Origin of the sequence: Polynucleobacter sp. MWH-Jannik1A5, assembly GCF_018881795.1 — a bacterium.
Classification (GTDB): Bacteria; Pseudomonadota; Gammaproteobacteria; order Burkholderiales; family Burkholderiaceae; genus Polynucleobacter.
The window spans coordinates 414192-431577 of sequence record NZ_JACVPQ010000001.1 but is presented as its reverse complement, the minus strand read 5'-3'; the positions used below and the strand labels follow the sequence as shown (position 1 = coordinate 431577).

Below are 17386 nucleotides of genomic sequence, written 5' to 3'. Positions count from 1 at the left end.
TGGCTCCGTTTTTCTAGTTATTCACTTCCGATGGAAGTGGTTGTTGTTTAAAGAAGGCTTCTAAATTATCTACAGCTAAGTTGGTCATGGCTATCCGTGTTTCCGAGGTAGCACTACCAATATGTGGTGTTAACAATACATTATCAAGATTTAAAAAAGCTTTGTTTGGAGTGGGTTCATTTTCAAAAACATCCAAAGCAGCGCCGGCAATCTTTATATGCTGCAGCGCATATAAAAGAGCATCCTCATCAACCACGCTACCTCGGGCAATGTTAATTAAAAAGCCAGAAGGCCCCAAAGCCTCGAGTACCTCAGCGCTGACCATCTTGTTAGTCTCGGGAGTAGCCGGGCATGCTAAAAATAGGATGTCACAGGCTTTAGCTAAATCCTTGATTTCTCGATGGTAGGTATAAGGGAGCACCTTTTTATTGGGCCCTGAATACGCAATTTCCACCTTAAAAGGCTTCAAGCGTTCGGCTAAGTCCTGGCCAATTCGACCCATGCCTGCAATGCCTACGCGTTTTCCAGCCAAGGTGGTGGTGATTCTGAAAGGTGCTTTTGACCAAGCAGTGCTTTTTACGTATTCCTGTGCTTCTGGAATTTGCCGCAACAAGGCGAGCATCATGCCAATAGCAAGTTCGCAGACAGCATCATTTAAGACGCCTGGCGTATTGCTTGCCTTGATACCATTAGCCTTTAGATAGTCCAAGGGCAGATTGTCATAACCAACCCCACAGGTTGCAACCATACGAATACTGGGAATTTGCCGAACCAATGCTTCTGGAAGCTTGGTATTTGAGCGAATCAAAATAGCCTGAAAGTTTCCGGCAGGAGCTGGCGCCTGTGGATCGGGATGATAAGTGGGGGTAAAGCGCCGATCAACCTCTGCTTGCATAATTTCAGGGAAATGGCCGACCTGCAGCACCGAATTGACGGGGATCATGTCTCACTAGCTTTTTTATTGAAATAATGACCCCATTGTAAGAGGATTTTTCAGAAAAAGTCGGCAGCCTTTAGGAGAGCATTCATGTTATTTACGCCAGCCGAAACCAAGGTGGTGATTGTTGGTGGTGGCACGATGGGTGCAGACGTTGCGGCGGTATGTGCACGAGGCGGTTGTGCCGTACAGGTAGTTGAGCCAACAACCGAGAGACGAGCCCTTCTTCCCGATTACTTTGCAAACACCATGGCTGAACTTGGCTATGAGCATCGTACTCATTTACTCTCTATTGCCGGCACCCTTGAAGAGGTCGATTGGTCCGATATTGATTTGGTGATTGAGTGCGTGCCTGAGCGTTTAGATATCAAGCGAGAGTTATTTGCCAAGCTTGAGCAGTATGCGAAGCCCGAAGCAGTGTTAGCGAGTAATAGTACGAGCTTTCCTATAAGCGAAATCGCAAGCGGTCTTAGGACGTCTGCTCGAATGATAGGCCTACATTTTTTTATGCCCGCACATTTAGTGCCTTGTGTAGAAGTGGTCTATGGTCAAAAAACTTCTCCAATGGTTGGTGAAAGCCTCTCACGATTAATGACTGCTTGTGGCATGGTGCCAGTGACTGTCAAAAAGGATCTTCCTGGATTTTTGGCTAATCGTTTGCAGCATGCCTTATCGCGTGAGGCCTTCGCCATGGTTGACGAGGGAATATGTACGCCTGAAGATATCGATAAAGCAGTTCGCTTTGGTTTTGGATTTCGCTATATCGCGGCTGGTCCAGCCATGCAAAGAGATCATGCGGGTCTTGAGGTGCATGGCGCTGGTGGAGCAACCATTTACCCTACGCTCAATAACTCCCCAACGATCGCAAAGTGTCTAAGCGATCGCATTGCTAGCGGTAAGTTTGGGATGAAAACTGGCGAAGGCTTTTTCACATGGACCGCTGAATCTATTAAAGCAGAGCGTGAGCGTTATCAAAATGCCTTGCGCGCTGGACTAAAGATTATTCAGAAAGACTTGCCAGAAATTAAATAATGGCAAGTTAGCAATTTAGCAAATTACTTTAAGAGATATCTTTTAAATGTAGTTTACTAAGGTGCGGGGCAAGGCGATGCGTAATCAAAACGATTGCAATCGTCGCAACCCCGCCAAATACGATGGATGGCACTAAGCCCATCATGCTAGCTGCAATGCCAGACTCAAGAGCACCCAATTCATTGGATGAGCCAATAAATATCCCATTGATGGCACTAATTCTGCCGCGCATATGATCGGGTGTCGTGAGCTGCATGATGCTACCCCGGATCACGACTGAAACAGAATCAAAGCATCCAGAAATAAATAAGAAGAGGGCGCACAACCATAAATTGCTGGAGATGCCAAAGGCAATGATGGCTGCACCAAATCCAGCAACTGAGATTAGCAAGTGCTTTCCTGAATCTGTCAGGATTGGGCGTCGGGCTAAGTAGATGCCGGTAATCACAGCGCCAGCTGCAGGTGCGGCTCGCAATATTCCCAGTGTCTCCGGTCCTGCATTGAGCACTTCTTTAACAAAGGCGGGCAATATGGAAACAGCTCCACCAAATAAAACAGCAAACATGTCGAGTGCCATGATGCTCAAGATGAGTTCATGTTTTCTGACGTAATGAAAGCCTTCTAAAAAACTCTTTAAGAAGTGACCGGATAAATTGCTCGACTTCTCTTGTGCAGCAGTGATAAAAGTGATTCCGTATAAGCCAATTGCTCCACATAATGCAGCGAGCAAGTAGGTCCATTCGAGACCTACAAAGCCGATCATCAGGCCGCCCAGTCCCGGACCAGTCACTACACAAATCTGAAACGCAGAAGATGCATAGGCCGTGTAACGAGGAAGCTGATCTCTTGGAATGATCTGGCCAAACAGTGCTTGGTAGGACGGCCTTAACAGTGCTCGCCCAACACCGATAAAGGCAACAGCGGTATAGATCAAGGGCACTGGCGGAGACAGCCAGTTCAGTGCGATGGCGGTTAAAAATAAACCTACCGCAATATGAATGAGGCAGGCGATTGCTGCAATCCATTTGCGTGAGTAATGATCAACCGCATGGCCTGAATATAAGGCGAGCGCAAAGTAGGGAACAAGCTCCGCAAGACCAATGAGTCCCAGAGAAACTACGCTATTGGTAATTTCATAAAGATGCCAGCCTACCGCCACCATCGTAATTTGATAGCTCAGTGTTGCACCAATGCGGTACAGCAGTAAGGTTCTAAAGGCTTTGCCGGGATTCATGAATTCTCTGCATTTTAAGGGAGAAGCGAGTTATCCTTTAAATATGAAAAAAACTATTCGCGTATGGGATTTGCCAATCCGTTTATTTCACTGGTTGTTAGTGCTTTGCATTTTGGGGAGTTTTATTAGTGTCAATATAGGTGGCAATGCCATTCAATGGCATGCGTATTTTGGCTATAGTGTTTTAACTTTATTGATCTTCAGAATCGTTTGGGGTTTTGTAGGCTCTACTCATGCACGTTTTGCCTCTTTCTTTCCGAATAAAAAATCTATCCTAGATTATCTGCAAGGTAAATCACCTCGTGTCCTTGGCCATAACCCCGTGGGCGCATTGTCTGTGTTTGCATTGCTTTTTGTATTGTGCGTACAAGTGACAACGGGTTTGTTTGTGGATGATGAGATTTCCTTTCAGGGGCCGCTAGCAAAATATGTATCTAGCTCGGTAAGCTCATTTCTATCCCAGATTCATGAGGGCAATCAGGTGGTGATCTATACGCTGATTACTATTCATATTGCGGCGATCTGGTTCTACAAAAAATTTAAAGGTGAAAATCTTATTAAGCCAATGATTAGTGGCGATAAAGAAATTGACCCAAGCGAGGAGGCTAAATACTTGCCTACTGACTTGGGTCGAGCCTCCAAGGATGGAGGGCTACAGCGCGGTTTTGCTTTACTGCTCTTAAGCTTAATCGCAGTGGTAGTGGGTTACTTTATTACGAAGTAACCACCAATAAAGTTAGGTTATTTCTTTTTAAAATCGTCATGGCAACCTTTGCAAGTTGCACCTGCTGCGCCAAAGGCTTTCTTAATGCTCTCAAGATCGCCAGACTGAGCGGCAGCATTTAAGTTGGCGACGGCTAGCTGCATTTTCTCTCCTGCAGCTTTGAACTTGGCGTTATCAGACCAAACGCCTGGTTGTGCTTTACCACCCTCAGTACCTGGACCAAACGCTTGCCATGGCAAAGTCGACATCATTGCAACGATTGCAGCATTCTTGGCAACTTCATCTTTGTTGTATGGCGCTTCGCCTTTTACAACTGCACCAATTTTCCCGAAGGAATTAGCCATTACTGTAAATGCACTTTGGCGGTACTTAATAGCATCTTCTGGTTTCTGAAATTGCGCAAATGCCACTCCTGCGCCAATCGCTAAAACAGCCGCGGTACTTGCTAAGACGAATTTTTGTAGTTTCATGATTGTTCTCCTGGGGTGAGGTGCACTAAGTGGATTCAGGATATCGCAGAACAGTCTTTTCCGCTCGTTTTAAAAGATCATTCTTAAGGGGCTTGTGAGCAAAAGGATGAGCCATTCAAAAAAGCTCATCAGGGGAGTCATCCATAAAGTACTAATGACCCCAGTAAATACCAGTCCCAACACAATAAAAAAGCCCCAAGGCTCTAGCTTCCCTAGAGCAATTGATTGGCGGGCAGGTAGTAGGCTTGCCAGTACGCGACCTCCATCCAGAGGAGGAAGTGGGAATAGGTTAAATACGAGTAAACCCAAATTCCAGGTAATGCCCGCTTGAGACATAGAAATCAGAAATTTCTCATTGATCCCGAAACCTACCAAGCCAATTAATAGAATGAGCCAAATCAGTGCCTGAATGAAATTGGATCCTGGTCCTGCCAAGGCAACCCAGATCGAGTCAATTCTGGGGTTTCTGAGGCGCCCAAAATTCACAGGCACTGGCTTGGCATAGCCGACTAAAAAGGGTGATCCAGTCAGAAGCAAGACTAACGGGATCAAGATGGTTCCGACGGGGTCTATATGTTTGGCAGGGTTTAGGCTGACTCGTCCCAGCATATATGCCGTGTTATCCCCAAATCGACGGGCGGCGTAGCCATGGGCTGCCTCGTGAATAGTGATGGCAAAAATCAGGGGAATCGCATTAATGGCGATAGCTTGGATAGAATAGTCGGTAATCATGGCAATATGATATCCATAGGAGCTCAAAGTGACTGACGAAAAGAAACCCGATTCAAAGACCCCGGCTAAGACAGTAATTGCTAAGCCGCCAGCACGTCCACCCGTCCCAAAAGGCCCATCTGGACCTGCTGGAAGGCCTCAGGCAGGCTTTGGCGGTGGAAAAGGCATGATGCGTAAGGCTGGTCGCGGTCGATAGTGGATAATTACCCCACTCATTAATGTCTTTACAGAGGATTTAGCATGAACGAATGGCATAACGAATCAAAAGAAGAAATCAACAAAAAGATCATTACATTGATCGTGATGTTGGGCGCCGCTACTAGCTTGGCTATTTTGTTTGCTTTGGTTGCAGCTCACACAGGTTACGTATTCGGTTAATCTGCATTAATGACTAGCCATCGCCAACCTGCAGTATTTGCTGGCCATGGCAGTCCGATGTACGCCATAGAGCCCAACCGCTTTACTGCGGCATGGTCCGCTCTAGGAAAAACATTCAAACGCCCAGACGCTATATTGGTGATCTCGGCTCATTGGGTAACCCGAGGTGTTTGGGTTACTGCAATGCCTAAGCCTAAAACAATTCACGACTTTGGCGGATTCCCGCAAGCCCTTTTCGATATTCAGTATCCCGCACCAGGCAGCCCTGCATTAGCAGACCGCGTGCAAGAGTTATTGAATGTTCCTGTAGTACTTGAAGAAAACGAATGGGGGATTGACCATGGTGCATGGTCAGTTCTTAAATATCTCTACCCAGATGCGGATGTACCAGTGGTGCAGTTGAGTTTAGACGGATCAATGTCAGCGCGCGAGCATTACGAGTTGGCTAAGCAATTGCGTCCATTACGTGATGAAAACATTCTCATCCTATCCAGTGGTAACGTAGTGCATAACTTGCGTACCATTCACTGGCAAGAAGATGCTGAACCTTATCCTTGGGCAAAAGATTTCAACGACTTTTTTGTCTCAGAAATACGTGCTAATCACCATGAGCCTTTGATTGATTGGGAGCGCTACGGTGACGCAGCTCATATGTCGATACCAACCGCTGAACACTATTGGCCCGCTCTATATACCCTGGCTTTACAAGAGAAGGGTGAGCAAGTGACAATCTACTCTGATGGTATCGAGATGAGTTCAATCAGTATGTTGGGTTTCTCCATTCAATAAAGAACAGATTATGTGGCTATCTATTTTTGCAATTTTCTTTGGAGCCGGTTTAGGCGCTCTATTAAGGGCTGGCTTTAATTTTCTAACGATTGGCGTTGGATCTGCATTACCTCTAGGAACCTTTATCTCCAATATAGTCGGCGGTTATTTAATTGGTATTGCGGTAGCATTTTTTGGCAATAACCCGCACCTCTCGCCAGAATGGAAGCTTTTAGTGGTTACCGGCTTTTTGGGTGGCCTGACCACTTTCTCCAGTTTTTCTGCTGAGGTTGTTGGCTTTATGCAGCGCGGTGAATTTACTTGGGCCTTAGGTACCGCACTATTGAATTTAGTTGGTTCACTGGTTCTCACCTTTTTAGGTATTCTGACCTACCAAGCACTGAAATAAATAAAGGGGCCTAGATCCCCTTTATTGTCATTACATCCTTTTTACTCTGGCTTGATGTTTGCGCTTTTCACTACTGCGCTCCATTTACTTGCTTCGGATTTGACGAGAGCAGCAAATTCCGCAGGATTCCCACCGCCAATCTCATTCCCTTGAGAGAGCATCAGTTCACGCAACTGAGGATCCTTAAGAGCTTCATTCGCTGCGGCATTGAGCTTATCAATAATGGCTTTAGATGTTCCTTTGGGCGCGATGAGACCTTGCCAATTAAGTACCTCTACTTTGGGATAACCTAATTCAGCAAAGCTGGGTACGTTAGGAAGTAAGGGGGAGCGTTTCTTGCTAGTAATGGCAAGCGGACGAATCTTATCTGCCTTAATACTTGGCACTGCTGAATACATTTGATCAAACATCAGATCAACATTACCGGCCATTAGATCTGTTAATGCAGCAGACCCGCTTTTATATGGCACATGAATCATCTGAATACCAGCATTGAGTTCAAAAAGTTCTGCCGAGAGTTGATGGCTGCCTCCAATACCGCCGGAGGAAAACGTGAGAACGCCCGGCTTTGCTTTTGCTGCCGCGACAATATCTTGAACCGTTTTAAAAGGTGAGTTGGGATTGACCACCAATACTAATGGGCCTTTTTCTACAAGGATGATTGGGATTAAATCTGTCTCAGGGTCATAACGTAAATTGCCGAAGAGTGTTTTATTGACTGCCATGGGTGCAAAGTTACCCATGCCGATGGTGTATCCATCGGGAGCAGCACGAGCAATCATCTCTGTACCAATGTTTCCGCCTGCACCTGGTTTGTTATCCACCACAATCGGTTGCTTTAGGGTGAGACTCATCTTCTGAGCGAGTTGACGGCTTCTGGAGTCTGCACTTCCGCCCGCTCCATAAGGAACAATAAAGTTAATCGGCTTAGTGGGATAAGTGCTTTGAGCAAAAGCTACTGTTGATATAAATGCGAGCAGGCACAGTAAGTGGGCAAAGAGCTGTTGAATGATTCGCATATCTTTTTTGATCAATTAAATAATTCCTAGAACGCCCAAAACTCCACCCACAGCAATTAAATAGAGTGGGTGCCAGCGAGTAAACACAGTAAGTCCAATGGTGGCAATGGTCAAGATGTATGCGGCAGTCCCATGGTTAATTTGTAGGGCGATTTCCCAGGCAGAAGATAAAACTAGTCCAATCGCTAGTGCTGCTGCTGCGTATTGAATAGCTTTCTTTTTAATGGGATCTTTAATTCCCAAGATGAAACGCTGTAAGAAAAAAATCAAGATAGAAGATGGCCATACTATGGCAAAGGTGGCAACGAGCGCACCAATAATGCCGTAAATGTGCCAGCCCAATAGGGTCACCGTCATAAAATTCGGTCCCGGGGCTGCTTGGGCTATTGCAAAGTAATCTGAGAAAGTTTGTAGATCAATCCATCGCTCTTGATTGACGGCTAAATTTAATAGCTCTGGCAAAAGCGCATTGACACCACCAAATGCAATCATGGAGAAGACGGAGAGCTTTAAAAATAGGCTCAACAGCATACTCATATTCTGAGAGCCTTTTTACGTGCCAAGAAGATGGCTAATGGTGATGCAGTTAATACGACCCAGCCTAAGCCCAAATGAAAATAGGTGGCTGAAAGAACTGTGACCAAGACAACCAATAACATCGCGGGATAACGAAACTCATCGCGCAGCATCTTTAATCCGGTGGAGGCGATCAGACCCACACCCACTGCAGAAATGCCACGCAAGATTCCTTGGACGGTATCAAGATGACTGTAGTGCTTATAAAGCGTTGCCAATAACATCACAATTGCAATGGGTCCAAGCGTAAGGCCAAGTACAGCGGCAACCGCACCTCTTGCTCCGCCAAATCGGGATCCAACACAAACGGCTAGATTTACGACATTTGGACCAGGAACGATTTGGCATATACCAAGGATGGCGCTAAATTCTTCCGAAGTCAGAATTTTTTCACGCTCAACCAAGGTTCGTCTGGCCCAGGGAAGTACGCCTCCAAACCCAGAGAGACCAATCTTGCTAAAGCTAATAAATAATTGAAGAGAGGTTAGTCGAGTGGACGGCATTTATCAATAATGACTTATTGAGGCTTAAAGGGGTGTGGTACTGGCCTATTCTCTAACCATGCTTCTAGAGTCTCAGTAATGCCTTTTGAGAAGGTGGCAAAAATAGGTTCAGCAATAAACCCAAGATGTGGTGTCACAAGTAAATTTGGAGTGTTGCGCAACCCATCTTTTTCTGGAAGAGGTTCAATATCAAAAACATCTACCGCAGCTTGACCGGGCCGGCCGACAGATAATGCTTTTTGTAAATCTGACATATTGATTAGCGCAGATCGTGAGGTGTTCACCAAAATAGAATCTGGACGCATGAGTGCTAGTTGATCAGCGCTAATTAAACCTTTTGTGCCGGGGCCGGCTACCAAATGCATGGACACTACTTTAGAGGTCTTTAGAAGCTCATCAAGACTTACTGCCGTTGCGTTTTCGGCTGCAGCGCGTTCCGGGGTCATGCGTGGACTCCATGCTACAACCTCCATACCAAATGCAGCACCCACACGAGCCACGCGGCTGCCGATGGCACCCAGCCCCATAATGCCTAGGCGCTCACCCGAAAGCATGGGCAACACAGACATCGCGTCACGCCATCCACCAGATGCAATCAATTTATTTTCTTCAATCAAACGCTTAGATGCACCAAGAATTAATGCCCAAGTCAGCTCTGCCGTAGTTTCTTTAGAAGGGCCGCCAGGAGTGCAGGCCATTGGAATGTTTCTGGAAACTAAGGCAGATGCCTCTAGAGTGCCATTGCGTTCGCCGGTAAACATTAAAAACTTGAGCTTAGGTAAGCGTGCAATCATGGCTTCATTAAAAGGGGATCGATCTCTGACAATGGCGATCGCATCTGCGTCCTTAACGGCTTCGTATAAGGCTTCATCACGTAAAGGCTCATGATAGATAGTGAGCTTTGCTTGTTGATCTAATTTATCCCAATTGGAAAAGCGGCGTAGAGCACGCTCATAGTCACCGAGAACAACGATATTAGGTAATGAGGCCATGAATAAAGAATACTTTCAGTAAGTTAATCTGTTGAAGAGTCCATGCGGAGTTTTTTTCGAATAGAGCGCTCTACGGGAATAGAGTCCAGGTTGGGCTCAAGGGCCTCACGCTCATCAAAGACAAAGCAGCTACCTTGATAATGAGCAGAGCCTACTTCCTCAAAGTACTTGAGTATTCCCCCCTCCAATTGGTAGCTAAGTTGCATCCCAATCTCTCGCATGTAGAGGCCTGATTTCTCACAGCGAATTCCGCCGGTACAAAAGCTCACTAAAGTTTTATCTGCCAGCTCATCCTTATGAGCAGAAATTGCTGCAGGAAATTCTGTAAATTTTTCAATATTGAAATGCAAAGCATTCTCAAAAGTGCCGTAGTCGACTTCAAAGGCATTACGTGTATCAACCATCACAACTGGTCGACCTAGATCATCGGTGCCGCGATCCAACCACTCCTGTAATTTTTTAGGGCTAATGAAGTTGGCGCGACCTTCTTCTGGACGAATGGCCGGATGGTTCATGCGAATGATTTCATTTTTGAGTTTAATGAGCATCTTTTTGAAAGGCTGATCATCAGACCAGCTTTCTTTTGCTTGGAGTGGTTCAAAGCGAGGATCAAGACGTAGCCAATCTAAAAATCCACGAAGTGCATCGGCCTTGCCAGCCAGGAACATATTGATACCCTCACCCGTTAACAGGATGGTGCCTTTCAATTGACGTGTATTGCATTCATCGAGCATTTTGGCGCGAAGCTCTGGCAAGCCATCTAGGCTGACAAATAAATAGGCGGCAATATTTAGAATCGACTTCATTTTTCTCTCACTTGGCTACCCCAGCATTATCGAGCAAATAGGCTGCGGGGGTGTTAACCTTGAGGTCTTATTTATAGGAGACAAATCCCATGATGGATTTAGCAAAATTGGCCAAAAGAGTCTTTAAAAACACCTTATTAAGCATATTAATGGCCTTAGGGGTCAGTGGGTTTGCATTGGCCCAAACTGCTGCTGTGGGCGCTTGGCCTACCCAAAAGCCAATTCGTTTAATCGCAGTATTTCCTCCGGGCGGTTCGGTTGACCAGGTTGCCCGTGTGCTGGCCCCGGCATTACAGTCAGAACTAAAGCAAAACGTGATTGTTGAGAATATTGGTGGAGCCTCTGGTGTCATTGGAACTTCCGCGATGACGCGTTCCGATCCAGATGGTTATACCTTTGCAGTGGTATTTGACACTCACGGTGTGAATCCTAGTCTCAAAGACAAGCTTCCCTACGATACGATTAAAGATATTGCTCCTGTAGTGTTAATTGGAACATCGCCAATGGTATTGGTTGCCAGTAAAAAATCGGGCATCACAAGCTTTAAACAGTTAGTAGATCTTTCTAAGACCGGCAAGCAATTCAGTTACGGCTCTATCGGCATCGGCAGCTTAGGTCACTTGGCAATGGCTCGTCTCGCAAAACAGGCCGGCTTTGATTGGAATCACATTCCCTATCGTGGTGGTGGTCCCTTGATGCAAGATGCATTAGGTGGTCAAGTAGAGTTAGCGGTAGGCTCCGAATTTTTGGTGAAGCCACACGTTGATAGTGGTGGCGTTATTCCTCTGGTTATTACTACCGCTAAGAGATCACCATCTCTACCTAACGTGCCAACTATTTCAGAGAGTGGCTTTCCTGGATTTAGCGCGCCAGCATGGTGGGCTGTATTGGCTCCAGGTAAAACTCCACCAGCGGTTGTCGACGCTATGAATAAGGCATTAAACAAGGCCCTTAAGTCACCAGCAGTTGCTGAAAAATTTAAAGCTCAAGGCATTCAAATTGTTGGAGGAACTCCTGAAGCCGCCCAAGAGTTCATTGGTAAGCAAATTGGCATTTGGGGTAAGTTCGTCATTGAAAATAACATTAAAGAAACTGCTCAGTAAAAAGAATTGGTAAGAGGCAACTATGTCAGAACGTTTAATTCCGTACCAGCCTATGGACTTGGCTGAACCAGCTGAGTTGGTGGCCGCCATTCGCAAAAGACGTGGTGGTCAATTTATCAATTTAGACCGTATGCTCCTGCACAGCATCCCTATTGCTGAAGGCTGGAATCATTTTATTGGTGAGATTCGGAATAATTTATCTTTAGATCCCAAGTTGCGCGAGTTAGCGATGTGTGGCGTAGCAGTTCTCAACGGTGCTGAGTATGAATTCTTTCACCATGCGCCGCCCTTTAAGAAAGCAGGCGGCACTGAGGAGCAGGTTCAAGGCTTACGTCTGATCGGACAGCCGAATTTCCCGAAAGAGTTGTATTCGCCTGTAGAAAATGATGCCGTTGATTTAACCTTTCAGATGACGCGCAATATTACGGTTGATCCTGAACTCATGAAGCGTTTACAAAAAGCTTTGGGAAGTACTGATGCTGTAGAGTTGGTGACAGTAATTGCTGCATACAACATGGTGTCCCGCTTCTTAATTGCGCTTGATGTGAATCCTGAGGATCATCCTCCCGCTTAAAAGACATTAAGCCCTCAAATATGATCCGTAATATTCAAACAATGATTCCTGGTATTGCCACCTCTGATGGTGCGGGCGTGAAGTTGCGACGCAGTCTTGGTGGGCAAAATCAAGTGAGATTAGATCCCTTCTTAATGCTCGATGAGTTTTCATCCAATGATCCAAATGATTATGTTGCAGGTTTTCCTGCCCATCCGCATCGAGGATTTGAGACGGTGACCTATATGCTTGAAGGTCACATGTTGCATGAGGATCACCTGGGAAACCAAGGCCATCTCAAAACGGGCGGCGTTCAGTGGATGACTGCCGGCAGAGGCATTATTCATTCGGAGATGCCTCAGCAAGTGAGTGGTGCCATGCGCGGCTTTCAGCTGTGGATTAACTTGCCTGCCAAAGAAAAGATGAAGGCGGCGGGATATAAAGATATTCAGCTGGAGGATATTCCTAAGGTTGATTTGGAGAATGGCGGCACAGTGAAAGTGATTGCTGGCACTTACAGTCACGAGAGCAAAGAAGTTAAGGGCCCGATTCAGGGCATTACTACAGCCCCTTTATTTTTAGATGTGCACTTACCGCCTGATTCAGAATTTGAGCACCGCATCCCTAAAGAGCTCAATGCATTTATTTATGTATATGAAGGCGATTTAGAAATTGGCGGCCCTATGAGGTCAGTTCCAAAGCAGGCGGCGATCGTGCTTGGCGATGGCGATCGCCTAAAGGCTAAGACAGGATCCGTTGGCGCTCAATTCATTGTCCTTGCTGCTTTACCTCTGCATGAACCGATTGTTCAATATGGCCCCTTTGTCATGAATACACGTGCCGAGATTGAGCAAGCAATCGATGATTATCAAAACAATCGTTTTGTGGTTTCTTAGGTGGCTCAGTTATCAATTCTTCAATGGGAAGAAGGCGGACAAACGCATAGCGCTAGTTGGCATTCTGAGAATGGTATTGCCCCGCATAAAAAGATTCAAATCGTTGATGACACGATGACTGCTGATGTTGCTTATCGCTTGGCTTGTGAGGGCACGGCGATGTTTTATCGGGGTGATTTTCAGAATGCCCGACAACTTCTACAGGCCTTGGTAAGAAGGGTGGATAAACCCTCTAAAAAGTCTACTCGAGCTGACAGAGTGGCAAAAGAGAAAACTAAAATTCCCTTAGACACATTTAATTTGCATCGTCTTGCCCAATCTCAGCGCGCCCGTATTCTGGGAATGATTTTGATACAGGTAAATCCAGACCATAGCATCTCTCTAAGGCGCGCTCCCGATGTAGCTCAAGCCTGCTCCGAAGTTTATGGAAGTAAAAATGACTCGTATGTAATCTCTTTGCGTGAATTACTTGGAGTCATCAGCGCTCATGAGTGGCGCAAGAATGGTGTTCAAGTATTAATCAGGGATGATGAGGAGGTTCGTATTCATCCGCATTATGGCGTGTTCTCGCCTGTGCGTGGCGAGTACATTGAATTAATTTTAAAAACTCCGTTACCTGAAGTTATTCAAAAATCTTCAACCGCTTTTGATATTGGTGTTGGTACTGGCGTGCTCTCAGTAGTTTTGGCTTTGAGAGGAGTTCAGAAAATTGTTTCTACAGATTTGGATGATCGCGCCATTACATGCGCGCAAGAAAATATTGATCGCTTGGGTTTGCAATCTCAAATAGAGGTGCTCAAGACTCATTTATTTCCACCAGGTAAAGCCGCGCTTATTATTTGCAATCCACCATGGCTACCAGCTCGACCAAGTTCCTCGCTTGAGTATTCGGTATATGACCCTGAGAGTCAGATGCTGAAAGGATTTTTGCTTCATTTAAAGAATCATCTGCTTGATGGTGGCGAGGGGTGGCTCATTCTCTCTGACTTGGCAGAGCATCTGGGCTTGAGGACGAGAGATGAGCTTCTCCAGTGGATCGAGCAAGCTGGGTTGCGGGTTTTGGGTCGAATAGATACCAAGCCAACCCATAACAAGGCATTTGATAAGGCTGATGCATTGCATGTGGCCCGATCCAAGGAAATTACCTCCCTATGGCGTCTTGCTGCCCAAGCCAAGATTTAAGATTGAATCCTGATTAATTTATATTCTTGGTATGTTCCAAAACGTTTTTGAGGCTCTGCAAAATAATCAATTTCTTGAGGCTGAATCTTTGCTTGAGAAAATGGTTATTGCCAATCCAGGAAACCCAGATGTCTTGCATTTGATGGGCGTTGTTTGTGGAATGCAACATCGTCCAATTGATGCTTTGGTATTTTTTGAGCAAGCGTTACAGATCACCCCTGATAATCCAGCGCTCCTTTTTAACGCCGCAAAAGCTTTGTCTACTCTACAAAGAGATGCTGAAGCACTTGAGTACCACCGGAGAGCAATCAGTTTAGATCCCGAAAATCCTGATATCTGGCTGAATTACGGTAGAAGTTTAGATAATCTTCGGCAGCGAGAAGAGGCTTTGGTTTGTTACGAAAAAGCAGTTGCCTTACAGCCCAATATGACTGAGGGATGGTTCAACAAGGGAAAGATTTTTGGTGAACTCAAGCGCTATGAAGAGGCTTTGCATGCTTATATCGCCGCATATCACCTGCGACCTACCGAACCATTTTTACTCGGCATTATTTTGCATTACAAAATGCTCATTTGTGATTGGGCAGACCTGGAAGGCATGTATTTAAAGGTTCAGGAGGATTTACGTGCCCATCAGTTGGTGGCTGAGCCTTTTGGTTTTCAGGGAATTTCAGATTCTGAGAAGGATCTTTTGGAGACAGCAAAGATATTTGCTAAACAACGCTTTCCTGCAAAAGAAAATATCTCCGCAGCGTCTCCCTTTAAGAAAAAAAACGAAAAAATACGTATTGCCTATTTGTGTGGGGAGTTTAGGGATCAGGCAACATCCGTATTGATGACTGGTGTTTATGAATGCCATGACCCAGAATATTTTGAAATCTATGCTTTAGATAATGGCTGGGATGATGGCGGCGTTCTTAGGCCGCGCATGAAAAACGCATTTAAGGAAATCATCGACATCAGCCAGAAAACGGATCACCAAGTGATTCAATTAATTCAGGAATTGAATATCGATATTTTGGTAAACCTCAATGGCTATTTTGGGGAGGGGCGTCAAAATATCTTTGCATCTCATCCAGCACCTATTCAGGTTAATTATTTGGGTTTCCCAGGAACCTTGGGCGCTGACTATATGGATTATTTGATTGCGGATCCTATAGTGATTCCACCGGATAGCCGCCAGCATTATGTGGAGAAAATTGCGTATATGCCGCATAGCTATCAGGCCAATGATGCAAAGCGCATCATTTCTGAAAGACAATTTTCCAGAGCAGAGTTAGGTTTGCCAGAAAATGCTTTCGTCTACTGCTGCTTTAACAATAATTACAAGATTACCCCCGAAACTTTTGATCGTTGGATGCGTATTCTGAAGGCCGTCGATGGAAGTGTCTTGTGGTTGATTCAGGACAATGAGGCTGCTGAAAAAAACCTGCAGGCTGAAGCACTAAAAAGAGGTATTTCTTCCGACCGCATTATTTTTGCGAAAAGATTACCCCTTCCAGAACATTTGGCTCGCCACAAAATGGCAGATCTGTTTTTAGATACGCTTCCCTACAATGCCCACACTACTGCTAGTGATGCGTTATGGGCTGGAGTGCCGGTACTAACTCTCTCTGGTCAAACTTTTCCAGGCAGGGTCTCAGCAAGCCTTCTGGGTGCGTTGGGAATAGAGGGGCTAATTGCTAAAACACCTGAAGAGTATGAGCAACGTGCAATTGAATTGGCGCGCGACAAGTCGGCCCTACAGGTAATCAAGGAGCATCTTGCTGAGAATCGCTTGGTGAAGCCTTTATTTGATACGCCACGGTTTACTCAGAATTTAGAAGCCCTCTATAAAAAAATGTACGAACGTCATGAAGCTGGGTTGGCGCCTGATCATATTTCTGAGCTTTAAAAACAACAAAACCTTTCCTCAAAATGAAAGAAAGGTTTTGGTGCAGCCATTTAATGCTGGCTTTGATTGGTGGAGTCGGCGGGAATCGAACCCGCGTCCGCAAATCCTCCACAACAAGTTCTACATACTTAGTCATATCATTTGATTTAATCAGTTAAGCACGGACTGACACGTTCTTCGCTGACGATTCACTAGGTTTTCGAATCATTCCCCGTGACATGAAATGATCTTATCTCTTGTAAATGACCCTGATCTAGCTTGCGCTAGCTGACCCAAGAGAGAATCAGTTCAGGGGCAACCGCAATTAAGCGGCTAGTGCGAAACGTTCGTCGTTTGCAGTTAAAACATTCCCATTGATTTACGAGATAACGGGTCCTCGGTATGCCCTTGATGCTTTGTAATCCACGTCGAAACCATGTCGACCCCGGAGTTCATGCATAGGAAGCCCTATTTTAAGGCCGTCGACCCTAAATTGCTGAATATCTTTTGGCTTATTCCCTGTTGGGGAAGATGATTTGCAGTAAATCGAGCGGTGTATTGATGATGTAGTCTGCTCCCCAGGCTTCAGGAGGCTCTTTACAGCCACAGTAACCATAGGCGGCGGCTACGGTCTTCATCCCCGCTGCTTTACCTGCCAGAACGTCTCTAATGTCATCTCCAACATAGATTGATTTGGTGGGGTTAATGTTGGTAGTTCTGGCTGCATGCAAGATGGGTTCTGGATGCGGCTTTGAATAAGGAGTGGTGTCACCAGAAACGGTGGAAACGGCTCGCTGGCGCAGGCCCATGAGATCAGTTAAGGGATTGGTAAAGCGCTCACTTTTATTGGTAATGATTCCCCAAGGGAGTTTTGCAGCATCCATTTGATCAAGTAAATGATCAATTCCATCAAACAGCTTGCTCTCTACTAGCAAGGCTTTTTCGTAATTACTGAAAAATTCATCGCGCAATAGGTTGAAGTCTGCGTGGTCAGGATTGATTCCAAAGGCGCCCTCAAGCAAGCCACGAGCTCCTGCCGAGGCGTAAGGACGCAGAAATTCATAAGGCTTGGGTGCAAGATTGCGCGCCACGAGCAATTTATTGGTCGCTGCCACTAAATCTGGAGCGGTATCGGCTAGAGTGCCATCTAAATCAAAAAAGATGCCTGCATAAGGGCTGGAAAGATTGCTCACGTTTCA

21 protein-coding genes and 1 other RNA gene are annotated in these 17386 nt (G+C 45.7%); 11 read left to right on the top strand and 11 right to left on the bottom strand.

Annotated elements, in window-relative coordinates:
* Positions 1-13: 13 nt before the first annotated feature.
* Entirely contained in the window at positions 14-943 is a 930-nt protein-coding gene (locus tag ICN23_RS02115) for a 2-hydroxyacid dehydrogenase (protein WP_216230705.1), read from the bottom strand.
* An 84-nt stretch (positions 944-1027) separates the two neighbouring features.
* On the opposite strand from ICN23_RS02115, the gene ICN23_RS02110 reads away from it, so the two are divergent.
* On the top strand, positions 1028-1969 hold the full coding sequence (locus ICN23_RS02110; protein WP_216230704.1) for a 3-hydroxyacyl-CoA dehydrogenase family protein: 942 nt from the start codon (positions 1028-1030) through the stop codon (positions 1967-1969).
* A 28-nt stretch (positions 1970-1997) separates the two neighbouring features.
* Here the strand turns inward: ICN23_RS02110 and ICN23_RS02105 are convergent, their stop codons facing one another.
* Positions 1998-3203, bottom strand: coding sequence for an MFS transporter (locus tag ICN23_RS02105; RefSeq protein WP_216230703.1), 1206 nt, complete (start codon positions 3201-3203; stop codon positions 1998-2000).
* 43 nt (positions 3204-3246) lie between these two features.
* Here ICN23_RS02105 and ICN23_RS02100 point away from each other — a divergent pair, with 43 nt between their 5' ends.
* Complete coding sequence (locus ICN23_RS02100; protein WP_216230702.1) at positions 3247-3927, top strand: cytochrome b/b6 domain-containing protein; 681 nt, start codon at positions 3247-3249, stop codon at positions 3925-3927.
* A gap of 17 nt (positions 3928-3944) precedes the next feature.
* Here the strand turns inward: ICN23_RS02100 and ICN23_RS02095 are convergent, their stop codons facing one another.
* Together ICN23_RS02095 and ICN23_RS02090 are read right to left on the bottom strand one after the other, a co-directional pair.
* On the bottom strand, positions 3945-4397 hold the full coding sequence (locus ICN23_RS02095; protein ID WP_216230701.1) for a cytochrome c: 453 nt from the start codon (positions 4395-4397) through the stop codon (positions 3945-3947).
* Between the two features lie 69 nt (positions 4398-4466).
* The gene (locus tag ICN23_RS02090; protein WP_216230700.1) at positions 4467-5129 is read right to left on the bottom strand and encodes a site-2 protease family protein; all 663 of its coding nucleotides are present in this window, start codon (positions 5127-5129) and stop codon (positions 4467-4469) included.
* Between the two features lie 28 nt (positions 5130-5157).
* Here ICN23_RS02090 and ICN23_RS02085 point away from each other — a divergent pair, with 28 nt between their 5' ends.
* From ICN23_RS02085 to crcB, 4 genes are read left to right on the top strand one after another with little or no spacing between them, the layout of a single operon-like run.
* Positions 5158-5325, top strand: coding sequence for a hypothetical protein (locus ICN23_RS02085; protein ID WP_216230699.1), 168 nt, complete (start codon positions 5158-5160; stop codon positions 5323-5325).
* Between the two features lie 44 nt (positions 5326-5369).
* A complete protein-coding gene (locus tag ICN23_RS02080; protein ID WP_012358215.1) occupies positions 5370-5507 on the top strand; it encodes a hypothetical protein in 138 nt (45 codons plus the stop codon).
* A 9-nt stretch (positions 5508-5516) separates the two neighbouring features.
* On the top strand, positions 5517-6296 hold the full coding sequence (gene ygiD / locus ICN23_RS02075) for a 4,5-DOPA dioxygenase extradiol (RefSeq protein ID WP_216230698.1): 780 nt from the start codon (positions 5517-5519) through the stop codon (positions 6294-6296).
* Positions 6297-6306: 10 nt separating this feature from the next.
* On the top strand, positions 6307-6684 hold the full coding sequence (crcB, locus tag ICN23_RS02070) for a fluoride efflux transporter CrcB (protein WP_216230697.1): 378 nt from the start codon (positions 6307-6309) through the stop codon (positions 6682-6684).
* A 41-nt stretch (positions 6685-6725) separates the two neighbouring features.
* Here crcB and ICN23_RS02065 read toward each other — a convergent pair whose 3' ends face one another.
* From ICN23_RS02065 to ICN23_RS02045, 5 genes are read right to left on the bottom strand one after another with little or no spacing between them, the layout of a single operon-like run.
* Positions 6726-7703: a tripartite tricarboxylate transporter substrate binding protein gene (locus ICN23_RS02065; protein WP_216230696.1), complete on the bottom strand. Its 978-nt coding sequence runs from the start codon at positions 7701-7703 to the stop codon at positions 6726-6728.
* Between the two features lie 15 nt (positions 7704-7718).
* Positions 7719-8240, bottom strand: a complete 522-nt coding sequence (locus tag ICN23_RS02060) for a chromate transporter (protein ID WP_216230695.1) — start codon at positions 8238-8240, stop codon at positions 7719-7721.
* Complete coding sequence (locus ICN23_RS02055; protein WP_216230694.1) at positions 8237-8782, bottom strand: chromate transporter; 546 nt, start codon at positions 8780-8782, stop codon at positions 8237-8239. The genes ICN23_RS02060 and ICN23_RS02055 overlap by 4 nt, the downstream gene beginning before the upstream one ends.
* A 14-nt stretch (positions 8783-8796) precedes the next feature.
* Positions 8797-9774 (bottom strand): D-2-hydroxyacid dehydrogenase family protein, encoded by a 978-nt coding sequence (locus ICN23_RS02050; protein ID WP_216230693.1) that lies wholly within the window; start codon positions 9772-9774, stop codon positions 8797-8799.
* 23 nt (positions 9775-9797) lie between these two features.
* Positions 9798-10580 carry a sulfurtransferase gene (locus tag ICN23_RS02045; protein WP_216230692.1) on the bottom strand — a complete coding sequence of 261 codons (783 nt, stop codon included), beginning with the start codon at positions 10578-10580 and terminating at the stop codon, positions 9798-9800.
* A gap of 89 nt (positions 10581-10669) precedes the next feature.
* On the opposite strand from ICN23_RS02045, the gene ICN23_RS02040 reads away from it, so the two are divergent.
* The 5 genes from ICN23_RS02040 to ICN23_RS02020 are packed head-to-tail and all read left to right on the top strand — an operon-like array spanning position 10670 to position 16208.
* Positions 10670-11683 carry a tripartite tricarboxylate transporter substrate binding protein gene (locus ICN23_RS02040; RefSeq protein WP_216230691.1) on the top strand — a complete coding sequence of 338 codons (1014 nt, stop codon included), beginning with the start codon at positions 10670-10672 and terminating at the stop codon, positions 11681-11683.
* Between the two features lie 22 nt (positions 11684-11705).
* Entirely contained in the window at positions 11706-12257 is a 552-nt protein-coding gene (locus tag ICN23_RS02035; protein WP_216230690.1) for a carboxymuconolactone decarboxylase family protein, read from the top strand.
* A gap of 20 nt (positions 12258-12277) precedes the next feature.
* The gene (locus tag ICN23_RS02030) at positions 12278-13132 is read left to right on the top strand and encodes a pirin family protein (protein WP_216230689.1); all 855 of its coding nucleotides are present in this window, start codon (positions 12278-12280) and stop codon (positions 13130-13132) included.
* Positions 13133-14314 (top strand): 50S ribosomal protein L11 methyltransferase, encoded by a 1182-nt coding sequence (locus ICN23_RS02025; RefSeq protein WP_370624745.1) that lies wholly within the window; start codon positions 13133-13135, stop codon positions 14312-14314.
* 31 nt (positions 14315-14345) lie between these two features.
* Positions 14346-16208, top strand: coding sequence for a tetratricopeptide repeat protein (locus ICN23_RS02020; RefSeq protein ID WP_216230688.1), 1863 nt, complete (start codon positions 14346-14348; stop codon positions 16206-16208).
* Between the two features lie 67 nt (positions 16209-16275).
* On the opposite strand, the gene ssrA is transcribed toward ICN23_RS02020, so the two are convergent.
* Positions 16276-16634, bottom strand: a transfer-messenger RNA (tmRNA) gene (gene ssrA / locus ICN23_RS02015).
* Between the two features lie 65 nt (positions 16635-16699).
* Positions 16700-17380 carry an HAD-IA family hydrolase gene (locus ICN23_RS02010; protein WP_216230687.1) on the bottom strand — a complete coding sequence of 227 codons (681 nt, stop codon included), beginning with the start codon at positions 17378-17380 and terminating at the stop codon, positions 16700-16702.
* Between the last annotated feature and the right edge of the window lie 6 nt (positions 17381-17386).